This window comes from Fuerstiella sp., assembly GCA_022447225.1.
Classification (GTDB): domain Bacteria; phylum Planctomycetota; class Planctomycetia; order Planctomycetales; family Planctomycetaceae; genus S139-18.
On sequence record JAKVAZ010000016.1, the window covers coordinates 91,321 to 116,151 of the forward strand.

A 24,831-nucleotide genomic window follows, 5' to 3' on the forward strand; every position below is an offset into this window, starting at 1 on the left:
AGCGCAGACACCACCAAATCAGGTGCTTCTAAGGCTCGACTCGCAGAATCCGTCGTCCGTTGAACACACGGCCGTGATGATCGGTGGCCCGGATCTGCAGGGCATGTACTCCGACGGGTAGGTTTGCCGGGAGGCTGAATTGCCAGATATGCGACGACAGTTTCGGTTTTGGAAGTTTGCGCCATGATTCCTTCAACGCAAGTAATTTTGCTTCGCGGTCGTAGACTCGCTGATACTTCGGATCAATCAAACTGACTTTCGTCATACGCTGCCAGTCTCCCGTTCCCACACGCAGCTCGACAACCGACTTAGCCGACCCGTTGAAGACGTTTGCCGTAATCGATTGATTCCCGGAATCTGACTGCCTGATCACCTCCGGTGAGTCAATCTCCATCTGGTAATCAGTTGGGCGACCGGCGGCTCGGAAATCGAGCCGATATTCCGTTCCGTTGAAGGACAGCAGCGAGTAGCCGTTGGGGGCTCCGTCCGACAGCACCGAATGCGGGATCCCTCGTTCATCCGGAGCACCGCTCCACCAGCTGCCACAGACTGTCACATTGATAATGTGGTGGTGGGGCTGCGGGCCTTCCCAGCCGTCGTCACCTGTAATCCACCGGTGCTCGTGAGTGTGTGTGTGTCCGGAGACTGAAATACAAAACGGGCGTTTTTCAATCAGGCGATAGAGACCATGTCGATCATGAGTGTACAGAAGCGGAACATGCATCAGCAGTACGACCATCTGATCCGCAGGGATTTGTGACAGATCTGTCTTGATGTAGCTCAGCTGTTTCTGGCCAATACCACCACGATAACTGCTTTTTCCTGACTCCGGATCATGCAGCCATTCGATGTTGTCCAGCACCAGAAAATGGGTTGGCCCGTAATCAAATGAGTAATAGGACGGACCGTATATCCGTTCAAAAGTTTCGTTGACATGCCGGCGACTCGTGGCGTCCGAATTGATGTCGTGGTTTCCGATGACGTTGTACCAGGGAATGCCCAGCAAGCCGATTGTTTTGTTGAGTGGCTGCATGATATTGAGGTCATCAAATACGATGTCACCCAGAGTGACGCCAAACGAGGCTGTCGTACCAATCAAATCTTCAATCACATCGTGAGCGATCCAGTCAACTTCCTGCTGGTTTCGCGGCTGCGTGTCACCGAACAGTATGGCTTGAAATTCATCCGGTTCGGTCTGAGGTGTCAGCGGAAAATCCACGGATTCCGGGAGCGGACCGGTTGGTGCAACTCCGGAGAATTTGGATGAGGGAGATCCGTGTGGTTTGTGTATGTAGTAAAACTGCGGCAGGTTGTCTTCAGTGTGCGGGGTCCGCCAGCCACGAGGTTTGATGACAAACAAAATCGTGTCTTCATCGACCGACAGGCTGTACTGACCGTCATCGTTGGTGGCAACAATCCGGGTCCCGTTTGACACACGCACGTTGGGCAGCGGACGATCGTCGGCGTCGTATTTTTGGTTGCCGTTCACATCATGATAGACAATCCCGCAAGCCTGCTGGTGTGTGTCGTCTGCTGCGGTCGTCCGAGGGAAACAGAATTCACTCTGCAGACTGAGACAGACCAGCAAAATCGCTATTCGAAGCATGAACCAACCTTTGCAAAAAAAACTCTGACTCAGACATTACTGATACTGAGTGTAAAGTGCTTCCCGCCGAACACAATCCTGCGATGTCCAAACGACCGAATGTTCTTTCAGCCATCAGACGTCTCAGTAGATTCTGACGCAGGTGACGTTTCTCTGACGGTTTGTTCCCTGTCATCAATGTCGTGATTTATAGTTAATTCTTTCGCCTTTCAGGTCTGCGGAAAGTTGCTGTTAAAGAACCTCTCTGAAGACTCCACGATGAGTTGCGACCTGGGGCCGCGGGATCAGCGAGCCTGTTCCTTACCGGCAGCGGCTTAACTGCTCCGACTGACTTCTGTCAGAGGGTGACGTGGGTTAAAACCTGCGGGTGCTGACATCACGTGTCGCACACACTTTTACAGCATGTTGCCTGCATGCCATAATTCCGTTTTACCGACAGGCCACCGTCAGGTGGTGCCGCCTGGGACCTGGAACTAATATCGATCATGCTTACCGACTCCCAAATCGCACAGTATCGTCAGGAAGGATACGTCACGCCTGATTTTCGTCTTCCGGAAGATGTGCTGGCAGAGATCAGACGGGCGCACGACCGTCTGATTGAACAACATCCGGAGTTTTCCGATTATTGCTCGGCTTTGCTGGCCTATGACACCTGGTATCTAACGGTCGCCCGAATGCCTGAAATTCTGGATATGGTGGCTCAGGTCATTGGTGATGACATCGCATTATGGAACAGCAGTTTCTTTGCTAAACCGGCCCGCATTGGTACGAAGACGCCCTGGCACCAGGACGGGGAATACTGGCCGATTGAACCGCTGGCAACATGCACGGTCTGGATTGCCATCGACGCTTCGACCCGGCACAACGGTTGTCTGCGCGTTATTCCGGGTTCGCATCGTGAGCAGCGTCTGGCTCAACACGTTAGCAATGATGCTGACGGGCTTGCCCTGAGTCTGGAACTGAATCAATCCGAATTCAATGAGGATGACGCTGAAGACATTGTTCTGGAACCAGGTCAGGTTTCACTGCACGATGTCTACCTGTATCACGGGTCGGATTCAAACGAGTCCGATAAATCTCGCCGGGGAATGACGCTGCGTTATATGCCGACCACATCAGTTTACGTACACGATCGACCAATCCGGTATGTTGGCGAAGGCCGTCTGGCGATGTCACAACGAACCGTCTATCTCATGCGGGGAATTGATCAGTCCGGACAGAACGACTTTCTGGTTCGCTATTAATTCCCTGTTGGTTTTGAATTCTGAGCAACAGATTTGTGGTCTCTGCAGTCCTTCCTTACGCTTTGAGTTCTGTAACTGGATGAAGAGGCTGTGATGCGGCGCCGGCATGCGATCTGTACGAATGTGAATGTCGATAATTTCTGAACCCTTGACCCTGCGAAGACAGCGAACATGACCGAACCCACGAATACCACCACGGAAGCAATCACCGCATCTACGGAGTGGGGCAATTTGGCCATCAGCGACCAAATCAGGCATCTTGAACTCGAAGGTTATCTCGTAATTCCGGACCTGATTCCGCCGAATCAAATGTCTGAGATCCGCGATGAACTCGATCGTCTTCCCACCATTTCCGTTGATTACAGTGAGAATCAGCGTGGCTGCAATGACGTGCAGTGGACCGATTCTCCGGCCTGCATTGATCTCATAGCGCTGCCCGCTATGGTCAAATTTTTGACAACGCTTCTGGGAGATGAGCTGATTTGCACCAGTTGCGGTTATAGTTTGTCCCAACCTGGTCATCCTGGAATTGCAATCCACACTGATGCGCAACCTTACGGGTCGAAGATCTTTGGTACTCAGGCCAGCAGCCCGTGTCTGGTCCGTGTTCTGTACTATCTTGACGATTTGACTCCGGAACGGTCACCGTTCAAGGTCATTCCACGTTCTCATTTGTCGCTGCACGCGGACGCCAACCCGTATCACCGCTATCTGCGTCACCCGGAAGAAGTGATGGTCACGTGTCGCGCCGGGTCGGCTGTGATCATCAATCAGACGGTCTTTCACGGGAATTATCCGAACGTCAGTGAGTCAGATCGGCGGATGCTGGCGATCGCCTACCGACCGGAATGGTCCGGACCGATTGTCGAAGTTCCTGACCGGGACCCCGAGCAGGTTGATCAGCTTCCGGAGCGTGTTCGACCGTTGTTCAAAAGTCTCAACACGCGTCGAATTGATTTCGATGTTCCGAATCGGCCAGCCAACATGCTAACCGAAGCTCCCGGCATCAATCCCAGCCGGTGGAGCTTATAGATGCGTTTCGTTACCGATCTGATGTTTACCGGTACGCCGCGCTATGACAGTTCAATCGGGCAGCAGACTGCGACCACAGGAAAGAGTCAACAGTGACAGCTCACTGGGAATCAGTGTTGTGTCTCGATTCAGAACGCCGTCCGGATTCCGGAAATGCGGAGGTACTGACTGACGCGATTCGGAAGGGAGCGGATCTCCGTGTCGGGACGGCGTTTCGGTACAACGAACACATCGATACGGCATCAGACAGTGACGAACTCATTAAGGAGGTGATGGATTTTCGGATCACGTACCTGATTGACGATCGATGGGTGGCGGGAATTCAGAATCTTCGTATGCCGGTCGCTCCTCCGGACGGGTTCGGGCCGCGCGAATCCATGTCGTTTTTCCTTTACAATCAGGATGGTCACCAGGCCATTGCCCGTCCGCACCTGGACGGTCGCAAAGCAACAGGTCAGCCGGGGGCGTCGCCGGTCAACGATTGGCCGGACATGCCCAAATATCATGAATTGCAGAGCTTTGATGCTGAAACCAATGCTCCCAGCAGCAATTTTATCTACGACTTTGAATGTTTTCGATTTATGGTGCGCTCCGGCTGGCGTGAAGTGCTGTCTCATGATGCTGATGGCAGAGTAACCAGTGGTGATGTTACTGAGCTGGCTGATTCGTTCGAACGTGGGGCAGAAGTCAAGATCGCTGTACGGGGGCTCTGCCACGATCTTTCTGATGACGAAGAAGCGTTGGTGGACCACGAGGTCTTTATTCATCTGGGAGCCTGTTACTACTACACAGATCAGCGGCTGTTCCTGGCGTCAGCAAATCCTGTGGTTCGAACGCGTCCTTCGATTCCTCTGGGCTACGGAAGTTGTTCCTGGGATTTCGGATGGCTCGTGCCGCGGACGGACGGCCATGTGGCTCGCTGGCTGTGCGATCCTCTTACCTTGAAATTTCGGCGTGAAACCCGACGCTACCCCATTCGCTGGTTTGTCAGTGAGTGAACTGATCATAAAACAGCAACGATAGTTTACTGACTATGTTATTGATCCGGAGTTCACGCTGCAGATGACCAGGAGTTATCAGACACATGGTGAACAGAATCAAGGTGGGGCTGTTGACGCATGCCGGCGGCGCCCATGTTCGGGCATATCTCAACGCACTGGCAGCTGCAGAACGATGTCAGGAAGTTGTGCTGGCAGATCCGGACGGATACTGGGAATCGGAAGCGAAACAGGTCCTGGGAAATAAACTGCGGTCTGTGTCACGGAATCATCGTCAGGTACTCAGCGATGATCAGCCTCAAATGGCACTGATCACGATGGAGGCAGGTTTGGCGCCACCTGTTATCGACGCAGCGCTGGAGGCCGGCTGCCATGTGTTTGCAGAAAAACCCTCCTGCGTGCGAGCTGAAGATTTTACGCCGCTCGTTCAGAAAGCGCACAGCAAACATCTGCACCTGATGCTTGCGCTGGCTAACCGCACAAATCCCGAGATCCGTGCCGCACGAAGAATTTTTACGTCAAACCGGATCGGAAAACTGTTTGGGGTCGAATTGCATCTTATCGCCGACCAGACACGCCTGACACGGCCTTCCTATCATAAGAAATGGTTTGCTGACAGAACACGAGCCGGAGGCGGGCATCTGATCTGGCTGGGGATCCACTGGCTCGATCTGGCGATGCATATCACCGGACAGTCGATCTCAGAAGTTGTCGGTTTTACCACGAATATCGGTGGGCAGCCGGTCAATATTGAGGACTCGGCAACCGCTGCGCTGCGGTTTGACAGCGGAGCGCTGGGCACGATGACATCGGGTTATTATCTGGACCGCAGCTATCATTCGCACATCAAGATCTGGGGTTCACGCGGCTGGATTCTGATCGAACCCATGAAAGATCAGCCGCTGACATGGTACACCACCGCGGGCGAAAATGCCGGCAGTCTGCAGACCATCGCTCAGAAAGAGCCTCGAGGTTACACGCCGTTCGTCAGCGAAGCGATTCGTGCCTGTGCAGATATGACGGAGCCTCCCATCAGCAGCGAACATAGTCTGCGTGCACTCAGGACCGTGTTCTCAGTATACTCGGCTGCCGAAACCGGCCGCGCGACAAAGATTGAACAGGCCTAACCAACAGAGTCGTGGTGGGACTGGTCACTGGTTGCTGAACGACAATGCGGATACCGTGAGCTACGCGGTGATCCGTTGAATGGTCAGACCGTTACAATTGGTATCAAAACGTTGAACCGTGAGGACAACGCGCCTGCGGGTCTGCCCTGTTTCGGCGGGGAGGGAAGTCGTCATTCCGATTTTAACACGGGCGCGTCCGCCGGACGTTTCCAACGAACACCATACGATCAGCGGTCCGGCTAATGCCCGGAATCAGCAAATCTGAAGGATTTAACAATGGGCTCTGACTGGCAGTTATCTCTGGAGCAGAATCGTGATCTTGAGGTCACTCATGGAAGTTCTGCGGCGACGGCGGAAACGCTCAGTCGTGGCGCCGATCTTCGCGTGTTTCTGGATGCCGAAAGCTACGAAGAGACGCTGTATTTCCAGCAAACGTATGTCGGCGAGAACGATGCATTTGCCGGAATGATGACTCATCATCATTCCCATTCGCATCGCGGTACTCTGGTTGATCAGCCGTACTTTAGCTTTTTTAAGTATGACACGTCGGGGGCATTCTCACAGGTCAAGTGGATGCTCGACAACGTGACATTCGACGAAAGCCAGCGGTATCAATACGGAGTTTATCGCTGGTTCACGTGCGATCGCTGGCGGGTCGTCTACGAGAATGACGCCGACGGTAACTGTGTAGCGGGTGACCTTGACGAACTCATGCATTGTGTCCGGCACGGTCAGACCGTCAAAGTTGGTGTGCGACAGCTGTATGGCATTCAGAACGACGATCCTGGCGGACCGGCACACATCTCATTTCTCAGCGTGATGCAGCCGCTGATTGAAAATGATCATGTTGGCGCCAACTGCGATTTTGTTCTGACCGGCGCGCCGCAATGGCCGTTCACATGGCGGGACGATTTACGAGTCGGTATGCTCTGGCCTTGGACGTCCGGCAGGATCGTCTGTCACCTTGTCCGGCCCGGTCATTTACCATTCCGGCGGACTGAGGTGCACCGCGGAATGCAGTGGCTGGTGGCCGATGAAGGGTGAATCCTCGATTTCGAAACGCCAACATGTCCGGTTCGGCGGATCGACAGTGCAGCGATGATCTGACTGATTAATCAGCTTTGTCTTTGCTTTTTGACATGGTTGGCCGCGTGCAGACTGGTCCTGACCGCGGACGGACCTCCGGAGACACATGCGATGTTTGACTGACGGAACGGCACAGATGCGGATGATTGACGAAACTCATCCGACAGCGTAATAACGGTTCGCAGAAAACTTATTGAATTCGATTGCGGAGTCCTCATGTCTAAAGATGTTGTGCTGATTGCACCGGAACATATGCTCGGTATTGATGCCAGGTACGTTCATGTCCTGAAAGAAGCCGGATTTGAAGTCATTTATCCTGATGATCCAACCTTTACACGCGGTGAAAAATCGGAAGCAGAGACGATTGAGCAGCTCAGCAAATGCTCGGCTGTGATCGCAGGGGGTGCTCAATACACGAAAAACGTGATAGCCGCGCTTCCCGATCTTCGTGTCATCGCCCGGTCAGGCGTTGGGTACGATAAGGTAGATGTTCCGGCTGCGACGGCCCATAACGTTGCCCTGACGATTACACCCAATGCCAATCATGAGTCGGTGGCTGAGCACGCACTGGCTCTGCTGTTTGGTGTTGCCAAGGGGGTATTGCCCAACGATGAACATGCCCGAGCCGGTCGCTGGCCGCAGTCCGAAACGCTGCCGATTCGCGGAACGGTGCTGGGAATCATTGGACTTGGCCGAATCGGTCGCAGCCTTGCTTCGCGGGCTATCGCCATGGGAATGAAGGTGATTGCTGCTGAACTCTATCCCCACGCCGAATTTGTCGCACAGCATGCCATCGAAATTGTCGAACTGGACGACCTGCTGGGACGGTCAGATTACGTCAGCGTCCACTGTCCGCTCAGTGAGGACACGCAGGGTCTGATCTGCGCAAAGACGATTGAAAAAATGAAGAAAGGTGCCGTTCTGATCAATACGGCACGGGGCGGCCTGCAGGTTGAAGCAGATCTGATCGATGCGTTGAAAAGCGGGCATCTCTACGGAGCCGGTCTGGATGTGTTTGAAGTGGAACCGGTCACTGCCGACAATCCTCTCTTCCAGCTTCCCAATGTTCTTGTGAGTCCGCATATCGGAAGCGGTGACAGCCTGTCACGTCTGATGATGGGTGTGGAAGCCGCTGAGTGTATCGTCAGTCTTCGCCAGGGGAACTGGCCGGAAGGTGCCGTGATCAATTCGGAGATCCGTGATCAGTGGGCCTGGTAGCGATGAAATACATCGGATATGAGAGTCTGATAGTGAGTTCAACGACTCCTGAACGTGGTCGCTACGTTTATGTTTGCACGCTGCGTAAACATGTTGGGTGATCAGCGGATGAGTCTTTACCTGACAATCGGCGGAAAAGAACATGCTGATGAAACAGAATTCCACCTGCCTGTGGTCAGGTGCGCCTGAGCCTTTTCGAACGATTTGGCAATGACGTGCTGTTCTGTGATGCTGTGGCAGATGTTCAGTCGAGTGCTTGGCTCCGGAATGTGGCTGAACGGCGACAGCCTGTCAGACTGCGTGCCGGTTATCTCCGGAACCGGAATGACACTTGAACCCCGGACCGTATTGTTCATGGTTTGCCTGTTGTCAGGCTGATTACCGGTAGTGGTTTTCCCTCATCACAAATGTCACAGTGTGGCCTTCACAGACTGACTTTTGAACAGTCTCGTCGTGGCTGCACCTGTTTTGTTCTGGCACCGTTTGATTCGTGAGTCTGCCAGGACGCCTCATGAGAGGACTGAGCCGATTCATCTTTTGCTGCCTTTCTGTTCCGGTGTGCTGGTCATCTTTGGCCTGCAGTGTCTCAAGCGTGTTCAGGAACGCGGTGTATCAACGTGGACATCGATGATCTGTGTCTGCTGGGGGGCGGCATGCGTGTTTCCGGTGTTGACATTAATGGGGGGGACTATGCCGCCGGCCGTTATGCTCTGGCAACCGGCTGTCGTTGGTGGACTGTTTGTTACCGGCCAGTTGTTTACGGTTCTTGCCGTGACGCACGGAGACATTTCAGTTGCGGCACCTGTGCTGGGAGTCAAGGTTCTTCTCGTCCCGGCAGCTTCACGTTTATTTGTCGATGAGGAGTTATCGATGCGAGTCTGGATCGCGGCTGCCATTACCGTTGTCGGAATTGCGTTTGTACAAACTCGTGACGCATCAGTGCATCATTCACGGATTGTGGCGTCTGTTGGCTTCGCGCTGTTAGCCGCCTGTTCCATGACGCTCTTTGATTTGCTGATTCAGCGGTGGGCTCCCGACTGGGGAGCGGGGTACTTTCTGCCAATTGCGATTGCCTGTGCGGCGATCTTCTCACTGGCATTCCTTCCGTTGGCCGATCGTCCGGCAGATCTGCGGCAGATGAGAGTGATACAACCGCTGGCAGTCGGTGTTTTTCTGCTGGCGGTTCAGGCAATCGGCATGACTCTCACGCTTGGGCTGTTCGGAGACGCAACGCGAGTCAATATCGTATATTCGTTGCGTGGTCTTTGGGGAGTTCTGTTGACCTGGATTCTCGCTCACCGGTTCAACGCATCCGAACTGGGACCCAGTCACCGGACAATGGTAATGCGCCTGACCGGAGCCCTGCTGATCGGTGTTTCCGTATTGATATCAGTGACATGAACCTCTACTGATGAGCTCATCCTTGCCAGGGACTGTTTTGAACTATCGCTGTCATGCTAAGGCAGCCGGCAGGGTATAAGTGATGCAACCTTAACGTTCCTGTTTACCACTCCGGTACGGACGGGGTATCAGATCGGTATTGCTGTTTATTTCATATTCGTTATGAAATCACCTGGTGTCGTCGAGATACATCCAAGTGATGTCAGGTGTACAGGGGTGGACACCGGGACCCGTTATGGGTTCCTTCCATTGAGCTGTTGGCGCAGTTGATTCAGAAGTTGAGTCACGAGTCTGGAGTGCCGTTTGTCACCGGCCCGCAGTCGAACACGCTGACTTTTTAGCTGCGCATCGGGAGTCCGGACGGCGACATGAACAAAAATCGCACCGGTCGCTTCCCTTTGAATCTTTCCGATTGCACAGCTCCAGTGGCTGTGGGTGAATCGGGCTGCGGCCGAGGCCAGTTGCTCAGCAGCCTCGGCGTCTGAGGTTTGTTCCACCGGCTGATCGCGGGACTCATCCAGCAGAACTCTCAGTTTGTCTTCAGTGGGTGCAACAAAGGCCCCCAACAATACGTTCTCAGCGTTTGAAGCTGAACTCACCTGAGAGATCAGTCCTCCGCCGGTGCCGACTTCCGCGATAGTGAGTGTCTGGCGGCGTGACTCGAGCAGCTTCACAACGTGGTCTTCCAGGGACGAGCCGTCTGTTGCATAGATGTAATCACCCAGATGACGGATAATCTTCTGCTTTAACTGTCGGAGCTGATCACGGTGTCGGGGTGTGTCTTCCGGAAGTGAAAATGTAAAGTCGACCCGGCCGTTTCTGAACTGCGAAGAAGGAACCGTATTCGGCGGAAGCGGCACCTGGTCGTTCAAAGTTTGCTGGATGGTGGACTGCCCGATACCGACGAATCGCAGTGTCAGCGAACAGCCGGCCGGTCGTAAATCGAATCGCTGACCGAGGTACTTCAGAAGTTCGTTACGTACCATTGGCTGCAGTTCACGCGGCGGGCCGGGGAGTGCCACAATCAGTGAGTCTGCGGACTCAAATACAAGCCCGACTGCGGTTCCTTTTGCGTTGTTGAGATACGTGCCGGAAGTTGGTACCAGCGTCTGACGTCTCAGCCCGGACCGAAGTTGATCTCGCGGTATCTTGTATCTCTTTTCCAGTTCGTGCAGTACTTTCGGATGTTCATGAAGTGTGATTCCGGTGAATGAGGCAAGGATTTGTCGGGTGATGTCACTGTCAGTCGGGCCCAGCCCACCTGTGACAAATACCAGGTTCGTTTTGCCGGTTGCAAATTCCAGCGCCTCTTTGATGTCTCCTGGCTGATCATCAACACTCATCGAACCGATACATCGCAGTCCCAGCGGATGCATGGTGCGGGTGAGAAAGTGAGTGTGTCCGTCTGCATAATCACCCTTCAGTAATTCACTTCCGGTGACCACGATCATGTAGCTGGTGGTTGGAGGATCCGCAGACGATGAGGCCGCGTTGCCTGCCGGTGAACAAAGCAGGACCACCGGCAGCAACCGGTACCACAAGCCTGACGGCAACTGTCTGACACTGAATCGACAATTAATATTTCTGCAGATTTGTATCATCTGAGCCTCGCCACTGTTCCAGATCTGAACGCAGTCAGCTTGGCAGTATCAGCGGCCGGTGAGCGACCGTCAAGTACTCGTATCCTGTAATGCAGTTACCCAGTTACGGTCCATGGTTGACACCGACACTCGCGACGAAGAGGATGGATTCGATTCAATTTCCTGAGGGAATCGTTGTTGAATCGGAGAAACAGAACTTCAAGTCATCAGGGTTTATCAACATGGGTGTCACACGACGGGAACTGATTCAGGGTGCTGCGTTGATTGGCGCCGTCGGCATTGGTGGCGAGAATCAGCCGGTAGCTGCGGTGGTAAACGAACAGGTCTGCTCCAGCCAAATTCTGTTGCAAATCTATTTTAAGGTTGATCCGAAACGTTCAGCAGAATTTGAAGAAATGTTTGCTGAGTCGTACGTGCCGGCCCTGAGAAAACAGCAGGGATATCTGAGGTCCGGCCTGTTGCGTCTATTCGCCCCGGACGTTGCCGAGGAGATTCAGGCGGAGCCAACCCAATTCAACTATCAGATGGAATTGGTCTTTGATACCGAAGAAAATCGACGGAAGTGGGTCGCCAGCAAAGAGCATGTGAAGGCATGGCCTCACGCATCCGGGATGGCCCAAGAATTTGCCTGGCGCGGATTCGATGTCGTGGGAGTCGACCGGAGTTCAGAATGAAGCACCGTGGCGCAATCGTATGTCCACTTGGTTTGCCGGATCCCGCGTCCCTGGCCCACTGACAACTTCACAGGTTGAGAAAACATGAATCTGACTCGACGTGGACTTCTGCAGCAGGCCGCTCTTGCGAGTACGGCTGTCGGTGTGAATCCGATCGCAGCAGCTGATGATCAGAACAGACGACCGGCGCGCAGGCCAAGGACGATCTATTTCAACGACGCGCGACATTACTACCTGTACGTTTTTGATCCCCCGATGAGTCTGGCGGATGCGTGGCGTCCGATTGACGAAGTTGCGGGGACTGCTATCGACACGTTCGTGTACGGAGTCGAACGTGGTGACGGGCTGTTTTACCCGTCGAAAGTGGGTATGCGGTTTGGTGAGGACAAACGGCCGTTCGATTTTGCTGCTTACTGGCGTGCCTGGCACAATATGCAGAGTCTGATGGATCAGGGACTCGACCCTTTGAAAGTGCTGATTGATCGTGCACATCAAAAGGATATGGAATTCATCGCCAGCCTGCGTATGAGCAGCTATGGCGGGATCAAGCCTGAGTTCAAGGTGCCTGAGGGCGGCCGCGGGATGGCCCATCAGGAAGTTCGGGACCACCAGCTGGCTGTAATCAGAGAACTGGCGACAGACTACGATGTTGAGGGACTTGAGCTGGATTTTGCAGCGGCGCCAGGCGGTATGCCTCCGATCCTCAGGAACGAAGATGCTTCCGAATTCACTCCCGTCATGACCCGCTACGTTGCTCAGATTGCTGAGATGGTTCGCAGTCGCACTGACCGCAGTCTGCAGCTGGGTGCTCGAGTTTATCCGACGGAAAAAATGAACCTTGCTCAGGGCCTTGATGTTCGTTCGTGGCTCCGGCAGGGGCTGGTCGATTACATAGTTCCGATGTTCTATCTCGACTTTACACTTGATCCGGATATGCCGTTCGACTGGCTGGTTGAGGCTGCACATCAAAAAGATATTTCCGTGTACGGTATGCTTGCTCCTTACGTTGCCAATGAACAAACAGGGTCAGCTGTCCCTGTCCATGCGGGCCCGGAGCATCTGCGGGCAGCCGCTGCAAACTTCCGGAACCGTGATGTCGATGGACTTTACACCTGGTTCATGAAGTGGCCACTGGGAGACGCCGAGCGAAGATCGCTCACGGAACTGGGAGATGCAGATCTGATCACCGAAGCCAACAAACATTACATCCTGCATCGTCGGTCCGCACAGGCCGCCGAATTGGGGTACGACGCTCATTTACCTCTCAAAATCGAATCCGCTGATCCGGGCAAACGCTACACAATCCCGTTTTCGATTGCGGACGACGTCGAACAGTCTGCGGGCCGCATTCGGGGTATCCAGCTCCGCATCAGCATCAAGAATCTGGTGACCGATGATCGACTGAGTATTCGATTGAACGGAAAATCTCTGGCGACGGAAACATGTCGACGCGACTTCAATAATTCTGTTTCGCCCTACGAAGGTCAGCTGCTTGCCTTTGAACTTAACAGTGTGCTGCCACGTGCCGGGGCAAACGTTCTGGACCTCTCACTGGACTCGCGTCCCGATGGGCTTGAAGGCGGTGTGACGATTCAAAGCGTTGAATTGCTTATTGAATACGGTCCATATCCTTCCGCGTTGAATCGGACATCCGGGTAATTCAACTATGGCAACCACTCAACAGGAAGTCGAACACTCCGCAGCGACCGAGATTGATGACGGCTCACTGAGTCGGGACGCCCGAGGTGAGTGGAGGCCGCGCATTCTGGGTAAGGCTCTGCCTTTTAGATGGCCTGTTCAGCCCAGGGAACTGTTCAGGTTCTTCCTTGGTTTTCCCGGGTTTCTCTGGCCGTTTGGAGCTGCGGCGCACTACGGACTGGCGGCGGTGACGTGGCGGTTTCTGCAGCCGGGATCAGCACAGCTCAGTAATTTCAGTCATTTGAGTGTCGGATGGATCCTGCCGATGTATCTGCGCAACCTGGTGATGCTGTTGCTGGTGGCCGGTACGCTGCACATCATCCTGTACTGGCGCCGCCTGCAGGGCACCCGTTTTAAGTACAATTCGCGGTGGCCTGGAACACACAGCAAAATATTTCTGTTTAACAACCAGGTCCGGGACAATATGTTCTGGAGTCTGGCCAGCGGTGCCACCATCTGGACGGTGTACGAAGTTCTCATGCTGTGGGCATACGGCAACGGCTGGCTTTCATTCATCACGCTGTCCGGCAACCCTGTATGGTTCGTGGTGCTGGCCACCATCTTGCCGTTCTGGCAGGACGTGCACTTTTACGTGATCCATCGAATCTCACACTGGAAACCACTCTACGACGCGGCACACTACCTGCACCATCGCAACACCAATGTCGGTCCGTGGTCGGGGTTGTCCATGCACCCGATCGAACACCTCCTCTATTTTAGTCGCTGGGCCATTCTATTCATCGTACCGTCACACCCGATCCACATGTTCTATCTCATGCAGCGTCCGGCACTGAATCCGGCGCTGGGACACACGGGATTTGACCGGATCCTGCTGAAGAAAGATGCAGAAAGCGGGATGTCGGTGGACTCATATTTTCATTATCTGCATCACCGCTATTTTGAATGCAATTACGGTACCATCACGGTACCACTGGATCGCTGGATGGGGTCGCTTCACGACGGCACTCCGGAATCGCTCGAACGGATGCGAAGGAAGCGGCGAATTCCGGCAGAGTAGGTTGCGGTATGTTCTGTTTCGCGATGGAGTTTGAGAAGCGGCAGTCGTTGCAGGACTGCTTATTACTTATTGATCAGGGCCAATCAAAATTTTCCGTCAACGCATTTCCGTCCCCATCGGACGGAGATGATCTGTCCAGCCGATCAATCCTGTTGCTCTTTCGAAACAAAAGGATCAGCTTTCATGCAAGTCACCAGGACGTTTTTTGTGATCCTGAGCACTCTGTCAGTCGTGTTACCGGCTTCCGGCGAAGACACGAACAACGCTGAATTGCTGTCTGGACGGATCGCTCATTCAGATCCGTCAATGTACAGCACCGCTTCCAGCGTTCACGGTGGCGCCGGTAAACTGCATTACCAGGGCCTGTTGTCCCGACCGGCGATGAACACGAATTTCATTTTCCTTGATTGCGGTGTGATTCCTCCGAAGGGCGGAATCGGACATCACTTTCATCACAAGATGGAAGAAATGTATGTGATCCTCGACAACGAGGCGGAGTTCACCATCAACGGTCGTACATCACTGCTGCAGGGGCCTGCGGGAGTTCCGTGCAAGATGGGGCAGTCTCATGCGATCTACAATCCGACTGACAAGCCGGCCGGATGGTTGAACTTTGCCGTTTCATCCGTCAAACGCAATTATGATAACTTTGATTTAAACGATGACCGAGTGGGGGCCTCCCTGGACGAACCCCCGGTGTTTGTCGCGGCGACATTCGACCGCAGTCTCCTGCAGCCGGTTGATCGGTACCATGGAGGTACAGGGACTGTTCACTACCGTCGGGCACTTGCTCCTGCAGTGTTCTCAACTCCCTGGGCGTTTGTCGATCACCTGATCATTCCACCCGAGTCCGGAGTTGGGACTCGTCAGCACGCAAACATCGAAGAGATCTATTACATCGTGCGCGGAGCCGGGAGCATAACGATTGATGGCCGGTCAGCAGCTATCCGCAAAGGTGATGCCTTCTACACCCTGCTCAATGAATCGTACAGCATTACGAATAACAGCACAGGAGATCTGGAGCTGCTGATCGTTGGTGTGGCGATGGACAAGGATCAGCTGCAGCCATAATAACGGTAATCCCTTGACTGGTTTCGAACTCTTGCTGCTACGGCACTCGCGCCGATCGTTCTTCTGCTGATGAGGAACCACATGTCTGTCACGTTTTAAGATTCCCATGTCAATTTCCGGTCCAGGTCTCTGATTCAGACCTGTTCGGGCCTGCTGTCTCAGGAGGCAGATACGGTTCTGTCCGAATGGTTCGCGCTCGAGATCGGAGCCGGACAATCAATATCCATACTGGTAAAACGATTTATGTCCACATCAGCAACGCTTCAGTCCGATGGACTCCCGTTTTGGCTTGATCTGTACCGCCCTGGATATCCCTCGCTTGATCATGATCTTAGCGTGGACATTGTGGTGATTGGTGCCGGTATCAGTGGTCTGAAACTGGCTCGCTGTCTGTCCCGGTACGGTCTTGACGTGGTTGTGATCGAAGCCGGTCGTGTTGGAGACGGTGCTTCATCCCGCAACCAGGGGTGCATCACTTACAATGTGGGCAGCTACGGGGAATTTGCAAAGACTCACTCACGCGAGACGGCACGTGAGTTGTGGCGGCTGGGGATGGAAAGTCATCGTTGTATTACAGAACAAATCCAGGAGTACGAAATCGAGTGTGATTACCAGGTGAATGGTGTGTTCACGTTTTTGCGTCCGGATACACCAGGGTGGCAGGACCAGCTTGAATCGTTCAGGACAGACTGCAGGATGCTTGGTGAGGATGGTTTTGATGCCAAAGTACTGGATGCGGATGAAACACGGGAACGTTCCGGCAGCCCGTTTCCTGTCGCGGCATTTGCCCATCTGGAAGCGGCACAGTTTCACTCGGGTAAATTTGTGACTGGTTTGGCGCGCGGTCTTTCGAATCGGGACAAGGTCCGTATCTTTGAAAATTCTCGTGCTCAGCAGATCCAGCGGTCCGGTGACACCGTGAAAGTGCAGACTGCCGACGGGGTGATCACTGCGGAACGTGTCTTTCTGGCAACCAATGCACTGGTTCCACAATTTATTCCGGGTCTGGAACACGGGCTGCGTGCTGAACGTGGTCAGGTTTTCGTCACTGAGCCGCTTACGGAACGTCCCTGTCAGGGGTGCTGTGGTGGCCAGCTTGCATGGTGGCGCGAAGTTGTAGAGGCTGATGGAAGGTTCCGGCTGCTCTTCGGCGGCGGACGGGGGCGAGACGAGCCGGATAGTCTGTTTCCGCAGTTCACTAAGGACGGTGATCCTCATCCGGTGTTGGAGAAAAAAGGATTCAGCCCGTCAGCCGAACATCAGCGCCGACTTGACACTCAGTTTGCCATCTTCTTCCCGCACCTGGCCGGGGTGCGGATCACACATCGCTGGGGCGGGCTGCAGTCCTTTACCTGCGATGATCTTCCGATGATCGGAGAGTTCGATCCTTCGCGCCGAGTGCACGGCATCGCAGGGCTCTCCGGCAAAGGAAACTGTTTTGCGGACGTCGGTGCTGAGTACCTGGCGGGCAGGGCGGCGGGCGTTGAGAGTGACATAGAGGTCCGGTACGGGGCGCTTATGGAAAAAATGCTCAGGCCAGGTCGGGATGGAGCTAACTGGGACTCGTGGGAGACGACCCACCGAATTTGAAATGGTCTGTGTCTCGGCGCTTTCAGATTTTATCACGGGAGTTGAGTCGCCGAGACAGTCATGTTTCGTTTCACAGGACATATTCCACTGCGACTTGTATCCGGAAATCGTTATTGGGAACCGTACCAGGTCATTGAATTGTTCACGTTGTCCTCCAGATGATTAAAAGCACCCTGTTTTAATTTGTTTTCAGTCGCAACTCAGTAGGCCTTCGACGTTCTCCACCCCTGCCGGCCGTCTCTTTCGACAACGATTACAATGACTCGTCGAGATCCTCGGGGTGGTCATGAAATTTTAAATGAGCACCATTCAGCAGGTGTCATTTATTTGGTGCCGTTGTCATGCAGACAGAAAAGAAACAAACCCTGGCAGTGAGTGCCGGCGTACACGCGACCCAGGACGGACTGACATCTACGGTCTATGTGCTGCTGCCCATACTGGCGCAGTCTCTAAGCCTGGGTTACGCTCAGGTGGGAATCGTGCGGGCGGTCTATAGCGGCATAATGTGGGTGTTTGAAATTCCGGCCGGGATCTTGGCGGAACGCTTTGGAGAACGGCGACTTTTGGTATTTGGTTTGATGACGGCAGGTCTGGGTTACGGAATACTGTCGACTGCCAATACTGTCTATGGTGTGCTGTTTGCATTGTTGATCGCCGGTACAGGCGCTGCATTTCAACACTCTTTGAGCTCCTCGCTGATCAGTCGGGTCTTCGACGGGACCCGTCGGCGTGTGGCGTTGGGTACTTATAACGCGAGCGGTGATGCCGGCAAGTTGTTGTTTACTGGTGTTGCCAGTCTGTTGTTCGGTGTCGGCATTGCCTGGCAGGTGGTTGTGGGCGGTTACGGGATTCTGGCACTGCTTGCCTCGGTCGGACTGTGGTTGGTTCTGCGACGACGTTTCAAAGGTGCAGAATCGGTTCAGCCTGGGGACTCAGCTACCACTGCCGGCTGGGGGATTACTGACCGTTCAGGATTTCGTTGGCTGGCCGCAATCGTGTTTTTCGACATTGCCGTGCAGGACGGATTTTTAGTGTTTGTTGCGTTTCTGATGGTCGAGAAAAACATGCCTGCCGGTCTGGCTGCTTTTGCAGTTGTGGCAACGCTCGCAGGCGGAGTCATCGGAAAATATATCTGTGGTCATCTGTCTGCGCGCTTCGGAGTCGTTCGTTCTGTGGTTCTGGTGGAGGCATGTACTGCTGCCGGGATTGTGGGTGTCATCCTGTTGCCTCCGGTGGCCGCGTTCGTTTTGCTGCCCGTGGTAGGGGTTGTGTTACAGGGGTCATCGACGATTACCTATGGTTCGGTGAGCCAGTTTGTGGATGAAACTCGTCAGTCGCGCGGGTTTGCCGTGATCTACAGCATGGCGAATGCGGCGTCTGTCGCCGGTCCGGTGGGGTTTGGCATGATCAGTGATTTCTTCAGTGTGGGCGCAGCAGTGGGGATCATGGCGATAGTGACTTTGCTGCCGCTGGGAATGTGCGGCCGATTACAGGCTGGTCTGAACCGAGTTGCCACGAAGGGACGACCGTAGTGAACAGACCATTGGAGCTCAAAATAACCTCAATATGGTTCACTGATTTTGACCCAGGTGCAAGGTCCTGCGTGCCACGGTTTGCCGCAGATTCCCTGTAGGACGGTACAGGGACAGTGAGCAGTTTTCTCAACAACCGACAGACGTTTATCCGGGTGCTGTTACCCTCAGAGCATCTCTGCTCGGCAGATCATCCGGTTTTCCCCATCAACCCTGCTGTGAAACATGATGATTTGCCATCGGGGGGTGGACTCACAGGGCTGGGTTGATCTGTCTGCCGGTCGCAACGTCCGTCGCCATGGCTGCGAAAAGATACTACCTGCCGGTTTTATTGAGTGCATTCCACTGCGATTTCCCTCAGGTAGGCAGTGTTGGCGCCGTCAGGTGAGGTAAATATCGCACGATACTGTAACCAGCGATGTTCAGCCGGAATACCGACCAATGCCGCCGGAGATTCCCGATAGAACGATTTTGGCCCGGTGGGGCCGTGCCAGTCAGTTGCCGTCAGCATGTTTTTCTGTGAAGCGCTGCGAACCTGAAATGTTATCGCCGTTCCGTGATTCGTTTCCGCATTCCAGTGGAATCGTGCGAACAACGTGTTCTGTGGTGCATCGACCGGTTCGAATATGTACTCCCATCGTTGTTTGCGGTCGTAGATGTTGCCGGCATCGACCATCGCGTCGAGATGGACGCCAACGGTGGGCAGATTGGTGCGACGCCCACCTGCAAAACCCTGCTGGCCGCCCCAAAAGATGTCGGTGCCCCCCAATCCGTGATCGAAATTTTTCTGATGGTTGGAAACAATCAGTTCCGGCCAGCCGTCTCGATTCAGATCCAGTGCATCAATTGCTGCGCCGGATGCTGCCGAGAGCAGGGTCCGCCGTTTTGCATTGTAGTTACGGCTGCCGTCGCCCCAGTACAGGAATGTGGGAATCCTGCGGTTCGTATTGGATTTGTAGTTGCTCATGGCGATATCCAGATGACCGTCTCGGTTGAAATCGGCGATGCTGGCATCGAGCGCCGCGTATCCTTCCAGTTCGGTCGGAGGATTGACTGCAAATCCCTGTGGGCTGCCCCAGTAAATGAACGTTGGGGTATTGACCGTATAGCGAGTGGTGTCCGCACCGCTGGTGAATACCAGATCGAGCCAGCCGTCACGATCCAGATCAGCGCTCACTGCATGTGGCGAGCCGCTGGCCGGCAGGCGTTCACTGTTTTCGCGTTGATATCCCTTCTGACTCCCGTACCAGATTTCCGAAGTCTCCGAATTTCCCAGTGGAAAGATCAGATCCAGGTGTCCGTCACGGTTCAGGTCGGCAATTGAGTTGGCTTCGGTCCCCGGGGCTGACAACTCAAATTCGTACGTCCTGGCTCCGTCAAATCGTTTTTCGTTACCCCACAGAATAACGGTGCGGGCGTTTGTCTTTTCTGCGTCTCGGAAGGATCCTGGTACCGTGTAAACGATGTCGAGCCAGCCGTCACGGTTCAGGTCGGCCACACTGCTGCTCATGGGATTTCTGACCGGTAACTCCGTTTGACTGCGTGCGCTGAAACCAGCGGGAGAACCCCACATGATATTTGCGTGCATGGATCGATCGCTGAGAAACAGCAGATCGGGAAACCCGTCGTCATCCAGATCGGCGACGCTGTACTCCATGTGAGGATTTGCCTCGAGGATCGTGGCCGAAGCACTGGAATAATGGTGGCCTGAGTTGCCCCAAAAAATGACGGCCGGTCGAGTTGTGTTGTTTCCGCTGAGATGACTGACCAGCAAAACATCGGTCCGGCCGTCACGATTTAAATCTGCAACGCCACTGCCAATTGTTCCGAAACCGGTCAATTCCTGTCGACGCCAGGATGCATAGCCATCCGGGCTGCCCCAGTAAATGTATGAGGGTACGTCGTTTCTTTCTGCATCACGGCTGTTGCCGAACAGAATATCAGGAGTTTCATCGCCGTTCAGATCGGCCACCTGAACCGTCGCAGATCCCAGGGTGGGCAAATCTGTTCGTTTTGTTTCGTCGAACCCCTGTTCGGAGGCCCAGAAGATCGTGGAATCGGAACCGGGTTGTCTGCGTCCTCTGACGAATCCTGGTCCCTCATTTGCAAGCACGATCTCCGGTCGTCCGTCACGATTCAGGTCGGCCGTGGCAATTCCTTTACAATTATCTGCCGGCAGTTCGAGGCATTGTTCGACGTTCAGACCTTCCGCCTGTCCGTAATACACCACAGCTTTCTCGGTACCGCCGATCACAAGATCCGCGAAGTGATCGCCGTTGAGCTGTGTTGCCACTAATGTCTGCATGCCCCGGTTTTGACCAAAGCGATCTTGACCGAACGTCGTCAGCCGCAGTGCTTCTCTGTTTAAAATCTGTCGATGCGCGACATCGAAATCTCCGTTTCCGTCGTTGAAATAAACATATGCGCTCTGCTCTTCGCGGTTAAAATTCACGAATGCCAGATCAGGTGCAGTGTCGCCGTTGAAATCGCCCATCGCGACGTCAGCCGCACTAATTGTGGGGACTGAAGTTCGCCGTGTAGGATGAAATCCATCGGCGCTGCCCCAATAGATCCAGGATTCGAGATGCAGGTGATATCCCCACGATTCTCCTCGTTCGTCACCGCGATTCGACAGAACGACTTCCGGCAGGCCATCGCCATTCAGGTCGCCGACCGCCACGCCACTGGCCAGGAAACTTGGCAGTTCAGTGCGGTTCATCGGGGAGAATCCTGAATCGCTGCCCCAGTAAATCTGAGAATTCTGATCAGGACGGTAGTTGTGCATGAAATTGGCGAACACGATGTCAGGATGACCGTCACCGTTGAGATCCGTAATTTTGGCGCGTCCGCCCCCCATCGTCGGCAGCCGTGTGATTGCGGATCTCGTTTGGTCCAGCCAGGTCAACAGCGAGAACGGTGCACGCATCCGCCACATTTCCGGCAACAGCGACCGGAAGCCGTCTGTACTTCCCCAGTAGATAAGTGAATCGGGTGTGTAGACGCTGTCGTGGTCCTGTGTGAACAGCAGGTCAATTTCACCATCCAGATTGAAGTCCAGGCGGTTGATCGTTTGCACACGTCCCTGTCGCGACACGTACAGGTTTTGACCACCATCAGCGGCGGCTCCTTCTCGCAGCTGTTCGAAGCCGCTGCGTCGAAGAAAGACGGGATCACCTGCGACAGCAACTGTGACGAACTGCAAAATCATCATCGCTGTGGTAATGAGCGAAGTTTGTGCTTTCGCCATGTCAGATTGTGGCATCATTGCTTCCTTAATCATCCGGCAACTGTCGATCAGGATTTGTCGGCTTCAGTTGCTGCGATCATTGTCTGCATTTTATCGACCACAAAATTGATGGCTCTGGTCAAAATGATTTCGCCCGTTTTTTCATGCGCCAGCAGAGCTTCTTCCTGACGTCTTCGGTCGCGGCCGTTTTCTCCGGCAAGATCAATTTCTCCGTCTTTGAATGATCGTCTGTCACGACGAAGAAATTCTTCAACTTCAGGAGAAAAGTCGGATTCGTAATTCAACTTTGCATCATCGTACTCTTCCATCGTGAACGGCCGCAGTCGCCCGGGAAAAGCAGCTTTGTAAATCGATGTTTCAAACTCACCCGCATGAGATGTTAGTTGCTTCGAACGCACAAACGTCTTGAGCTCGCTTTGGGGAGTACCGGACCAGTACGAGTCGGCGTCGATATTGATCCCCAGTTTCGTTCGCCATTCAGGCAGAGCTTCCTGGAGCGGCTGATGATTGCCACCATGGCCGTTAAGTACCAGAATCGTGCGAATTCCGTGGGCCTTGAGGCTTTCCATTACATCAAACACATACGCCTGGAAGGTTTCTTTGCGCAGGGTGATCGTTCCTTTACGTGCCATGTGATAGGGGGCATATCCGCAGGGGCTGGGCGGAGCAACAATGACCTGAGGAAAGAGCTGAAGTGCCGCCTGCTGGGATATCAGTGTTGCATTGGCCACATCAGCGACCATAGCCATGTGTTCGTTGTGCTGTTCGATTGAGCCGGTAGGGAGAATTGCGGCTTTCAGTTGACCACCTTCCAGAAGCTCCCGGATTTCTTTACGGGTGTTCTCCCACAGAAGAACTTTGTCGGGATTGATGAACGATCTGCCTGCTTTGGACAGCGATTCGGCGGTAAACGGCAGTGAACCAGGTGCCTGCGCCAGTGACGGGCGGCTGCTCCCGTTCGTGACGGCCGCTGCGCCCGCAGTTCCGGCGGCAGCCGTCCCGAAAGCCTGAATAAAACTGCGTCGATTGGATTTCTCACTCATGGCGTTAGTCCTGTCGTTTGAAGAAGAAATTTTCAGCGGTTGTTACCAGAATTTTTTGCTTATCCGACTTTGAGAGAAAATCGGCGTGTTCGCTGATGATGCCCACTGCCGCTGTTAACGTGTGACCGTTTTTGGTTTGCAGCGGAGCGTCGCTTTCCCACATGCATCGTTCCGGACCAAAGGCACTCACGACTCGTTCAATCAGCGTCAGCATGTCGAGATAGGGCGGCGTCTTTTGTCCAAAAGCATAGAATGCGCCAATTTTAAGCATGACGTTTTTATGTCGAGCCATCTTCATAAGCTGAACAATTTCCTCTTCGACAAACATCATGTTGCGACCGATAAGGCAAAAATGATCGATGATGACTGGTGTCTCGGGAAACTTCGTACACATACGGTCGAGTTCTGGAAGGTCCGAAGGCAGCATCAGAAAGCTGAGTGCCAGGTTGTGCTCCGCAGCGGTCGTAAACATTTTGTCGTACCCGGGATGTTCCAGCCATTGCACTCCGTCGTTAAAGTTTGGCCGGGTCGACTGTCCGCGAATGCGAAACGCGTAGATGCCCCCTTGAGACAGTTCGATCATCATCCGGTCAGGACCGGCCAGTGAAACGTCAGTGACGGCGGGAACGACCCCTGTGCCAGTGAATTGTCCGGGATACCTGGCGATCACATCCAGAATATAGCTGTGGTCCAGTCCGTACCAGGTCATCTGAACAAGGTTAAATCGATTGATACCGGCTGGTCGTCCAAGTTCCATGACTTCTTCGGCGGAGAAACTCGGGAACCACCGGTCGTCCTTTGTGAATCCGGCCGCCAGCGGATATTTCTGCGTGTCGGACGTCCAGATGTGCACATGAGCATCAATGATTCGGTGGTTGGACAGCACCGGCGGAGTTGTCGACCCGCAGGTCGACAACCTGCCTGTGAATGCCGCCGGAGCGACCGTTCCGGCCTTCTGCAAAAATTCTCTGCGTTGCATACTGCAGCCTTCACGGGACCGACGGTGCAATGACCCGAACATCGCAGAGGTTCCGGATAGATCTCACGATTCACGAACCTGAAACACGGCTTCAATTTCGACGGCAATGCCGAACGGCAAACCACTCATTCCCACGGCACTGCGGGCGCCCTTACCGGCTTGTTCACCAAACACATCGATCATCAGCGTACTGAACCCGTTGATAACCTGAGGATGTTGTGTGAAGTCGTCCGTGCTGTTGACCATTCCGGTCACTTTGACAAGGCGTTCGACCTTGTCGAGGCTTCCCAGCGCACCGCGTATTGTGCTGAGCATGTCCAGTCCTGTCAGACGGGCGGCAGTCTGTGCTTCTTCCATGGACAGCGATTTACCGACTTTCCCTTTGACAAAACCACCATCCGGTTTTCGAGGACCGTGTCCCGAAAGATAGAGTATGTTTTCAACCTGTACGGCAGGTCTGAATGGGGCACTGGGTGCACTCGATTCACGCAGTTCTATTCCTAAATCACGAAGCCTGGCTTCTGCACCGGATGTCCGTTCAACACCTGCTTGTACCAGTGTGGAGTTTGATCTGGGAACCAGCGACCCGGCAGTGGCTCCTGCTGTGAATATAGCGCAGCTCCCAAGAAAACGACGTCGACTCGCAATTGACATGATTGACTGTTC

At 54.0% G+C, this 24,831-nt stretch carries 19 protein-coding genes; 13 read left to right on the forward strand and 6 right to left on the reverse strand.

The window, feature by feature from the left end; genetic code table 11:
- Positions 1-28 precede the first annotated feature (28 nt).
- Complete coding sequence (locus MK110_17495; GenBank protein ID MCH2213103.1) at positions 29-1,606, reverse strand: calcineurin-like phosphoesterase family protein; 1,578 nt, start codon at positions 1,604-1,606, stop codon at positions 29-31.
- A 485-nt stretch (positions 1,607-2,091) separates the two neighbouring features.
- Here MK110_17495 and MK110_17500 point away from each other — a divergent pair, with 485 nt between their 5' ends.
- From MK110_17500 to MK110_17530, 7 genes are all read left to right on the forward strand, one after another.
- Entirely contained in the window at positions 2,092-2,850 is a 759-nt protein-coding gene (locus MK110_17500) for a phytanoyl-CoA dioxygenase family protein (GenBank protein MCH2213104.1), read from the forward strand.
- A 171-nt stretch (positions 2,851-3,021) separates the two neighbouring features.
- Entirely contained in the window at positions 3,022-3,882 is an 861-nt protein-coding gene (locus MK110_17505) for a phytanoyl-CoA dioxygenase family protein (GenBank protein ID MCH2213105.1), read from the forward strand.
- 92 nt (positions 3,883-3,974) lie between these two features.
- Positions 3,975-4,880 carry a hypothetical protein gene (locus MK110_17510; GenBank protein MCH2213106.1) on the forward strand — a complete coding sequence of 302 codons (906 nt, stop codon included), beginning with the start codon at positions 3,975-3,977 and terminating at the stop codon, positions 4,878-4,880.
- A gap of 86 nt (positions 4,881-4,966) precedes the next feature.
- The gene (locus MK110_17515) at positions 4,967-6,007 is read left to right on the forward strand and encodes a Gfo/Idh/MocA family oxidoreductase (GenBank protein MCH2213107.1); all 1,041 of its coding nucleotides are present in this window, start codon (positions 4,967-4,969) and stop codon (positions 6,005-6,007) included.
- Between the two features lie 276 nt (positions 6,008-6,283).
- On the forward strand, positions 6,284-7,051 hold the full coding sequence (locus tag MK110_17520) for a hypothetical protein (GenBank protein ID MCH2213108.1): 768 nt from the start codon (positions 6,284-6,286) through the stop codon (positions 7,049-7,051).
- Between the two features lie 258 nt (positions 7,052-7,309).
- On the forward strand, positions 7,310-8,311 hold the full coding sequence (locus tag MK110_17525) for a phosphoglycerate dehydrogenase (protein MCH2213109.1): 1,002 nt from the start codon (positions 7,310-7,312) through the stop codon (positions 8,309-8,311).
- 453 nt (positions 8,312-8,764) lie between these two features.
- Complete coding sequence (locus tag MK110_17530; GenBank protein MCH2213110.1) at positions 8,765-9,712, forward strand: DMT family transporter; 948 nt, start codon at positions 8,765-8,767, stop codon at positions 9,710-9,712.
- A gap of 233 nt (positions 9,713-9,945) precedes the next feature.
- Here the strand turns inward: MK110_17530 and MK110_17535 are convergent, their stop codons facing one another.
- On the reverse strand, positions 9,946-11,313 hold the full coding sequence (locus MK110_17535) for a molybdopterin-binding protein (protein ID MCH2213111.1): 1,368 nt from the start codon (positions 11,311-11,313) through the stop codon (positions 9,946-9,948).
- Positions 11,314-11,534: 221 nt separating this feature from the next.
- On the opposite strand from MK110_17535, the gene MK110_17540 reads away from it, so the two are divergent.
- The 6 genes from MK110_17540 to MK110_17565 all read left to right on the forward strand — a co-directional run bounded on the left by MK110_17540 (position 11,535) and on the right by MK110_17565 (position 18,896).
- A complete protein-coding gene (locus MK110_17540) occupies positions 11,535-11,987 on the forward strand; it encodes a hypothetical protein (protein ID MCH2213112.1) in 453 nt (150 codons plus the stop codon).
- A gap of 84 nt (positions 11,988-12,071) precedes the next feature.
- Positions 12,072-13,646, forward strand: coding sequence for a hypothetical protein (locus MK110_17545; protein ID MCH2213113.1), 1,575 nt, complete (start codon positions 12,072-12,074; stop codon positions 13,644-13,646).
- A 7-nt stretch (positions 13,647-13,653) separates the two neighbouring features.
- On the forward strand, positions 13,654-14,703 hold the full coding sequence (locus MK110_17550) for a sterol desaturase family protein (protein MCH2213114.1): 1,050 nt from the start codon (positions 13,654-13,656) through the stop codon (positions 14,701-14,703).
- A gap of 183 nt (positions 14,704-14,886) precedes the next feature.
- Complete coding sequence (locus MK110_17555) at positions 14,887-15,774, forward strand: cupin domain-containing protein (protein MCH2213115.1); 888 nt, start codon at positions 14,887-14,889, stop codon at positions 15,772-15,774.
- Between the two features lie 243 nt (positions 15,775-16,017).
- Positions 16,018-17,364: an FAD-binding oxidoreductase gene (locus tag MK110_17560; GenBank protein ID MCH2213116.1), complete on the forward strand. Its 1,347-nt coding sequence runs from the start codon at positions 16,018-16,020 to the stop codon at positions 17,362-17,364.
- A 341-nt stretch (positions 17,365-17,705) separates the two neighbouring features.
- On the forward strand, positions 17,706-18,896 hold the full coding sequence (locus MK110_17565) for an MFS transporter (GenBank protein MCH2213117.1): 1,191 nt from the start codon (positions 17,706-17,708) through the stop codon (positions 18,894-18,896).
- Between the two features lie 328 nt (positions 18,897-19,224).
- Here MK110_17565 and MK110_17570 read toward each other — a convergent pair whose 3' ends face one another.
- The 4 genes from MK110_17570 to MK110_17585 form a co-directional block, all read right to left on the reverse strand.
- Positions 19,225-22,158 (reverse strand): VCBS repeat-containing protein, encoded by a 2,934-nt coding sequence (locus MK110_17570; GenBank protein MCH2213118.1) that lies wholly within the window; start codon positions 22,156-22,158, stop codon positions 19,225-19,227.
- A gap of 32 nt (positions 22,159-22,190) precedes the next feature.
- Positions 22,191-23,186, reverse strand: coding sequence for a creatininase family protein (locus tag MK110_17575; GenBank protein ID MCH2213119.1), 996 nt, complete (start codon positions 23,184-23,186; stop codon positions 22,191-22,193).
- A 4-nt stretch (positions 23,187-23,190) separates the two neighbouring features.
- On the reverse strand, positions 23,191-24,165 hold the full coding sequence (locus tag MK110_17580) for an amidohydrolase (protein MCH2213120.1): 975 nt from the start codon (positions 24,163-24,165) through the stop codon (positions 23,191-23,193).
- A 63-nt stretch (positions 24,166-24,228) separates the two neighbouring features.
- The gene (locus MK110_17585; protein ID MCH2213121.1) at positions 24,229-24,819 is read right to left on the reverse strand and encodes a RidA family protein; all 591 of its coding nucleotides are present in this window, start codon (positions 24,817-24,819) and stop codon (positions 24,229-24,231) included.
- Between the last annotated feature and the right edge of the window lie 12 nt (positions 24,820-24,831).

Bases quoted from the DNA above. Each gene is read 5' to 3' on its own strand.
- MK110_17495 (MCH2213103.1), bottom strand. From the start codon at position 1,606: ATGCTTCGAATAGCGATTTTGCTGGTCTGTCTCAGTCTGCAGAGTGAA.
- MK110_17500 (MCH2213104.1), top strand. From the start codon at position 2,092: ATGCTTACCGACTCCCAAATCGCACAGTATCGTCAGGAAGGATACGTC.
- MK110_17505 (MCH2213105.1), top strand. From the start codon at position 3,022: ATGACCGAACCCACGAATACCACCACGGAAGCAATCACCGCATCTACG.
- MK110_17515 (MCH2213107.1), top strand. From the start codon at position 4,967: ATGGTGAACAGAATCAAGGTGGGGCTGTTGACGCATGCCGGCGGCGCC.
- MK110_17520 (MCH2213108.1), top strand. From the start codon at position 6,284: ATGGGCTCTGACTGGCAGTTATCTCTGGAGCAGAATCGTGATCTTGAG.
- MK110_17525 (MCH2213109.1), top strand. From the start codon at position 7,310: ATGTCTAAAGATGTTGTGCTGATTGCACCGGAACATATGCTCGGTATT.
- MK110_17535 (MCH2213111.1), bottom strand. From the start codon at position 11,313: ATGATACAAATCTGCAGAAATATTAATTGTCGATTCAGTGTCAGACAG.
- MK110_17540 (MCH2213112.1), top strand. From the start codon at position 11,535: ATGGGTGTCACACGACGGGAACTGATTCAGGGTGCTGCGTTGATTGGC.
- MK110_17545 (MCH2213113.1), top strand. From the start codon at position 12,072: ATGAATCTGACTCGACGTGGACTTCTGCAGCAGGCCGCTCTTGCGAGT.
- MK110_17550 (MCH2213114.1), top strand. From the start codon at position 13,654: ATGGCAACCACTCAACAGGAAGTCGAACACTCCGCAGCGACCGAGATT.
- MK110_17555 (MCH2213115.1), top strand. From the start codon at position 14,887: ATGCAAGTCACCAGGACGTTTTTTGTGATCCTGAGCACTCTGTCAGTC.
- MK110_17560 (MCH2213116.1), top strand. From the start codon at position 16,018: ATGTCCACATCAGCAACGCTTCAGTCCGATGGACTCCCGTTTTGGCTT.
- MK110_17565 (MCH2213117.1), top strand. From the start codon at position 17,706: ATGCAGACAGAAAAGAAACAAACCCTGGCAGTGAGTGCCGGCGTACAC.
- MK110_17570 (MCH2213118.1), bottom strand. From the start codon at position 22,158: ATGCCACAATCTGACATGGCGAAAGCACAAACTTCGCTCATTACCACA.
- MK110_17575 (MCH2213119.1), bottom strand. From the start codon at position 23,186: ATGAGTGAGAAATCCAATCGACGCAGTTTTATTCAGGCTTTCGGGACG.
- MK110_17580 (MCH2213120.1), bottom strand. From the start codon at position 24,165: ATGCAACGCAGAGAATTTTTGCAGAAGGCCGGAACGGTCGCTCCGGCG.
- MK110_17585 (MCH2213121.1), bottom strand. From the start codon at position 24,819: ATGTCAATTGCGAGTCGACGTCGTTTTCTTGGGAGCTGCGCTATATTC.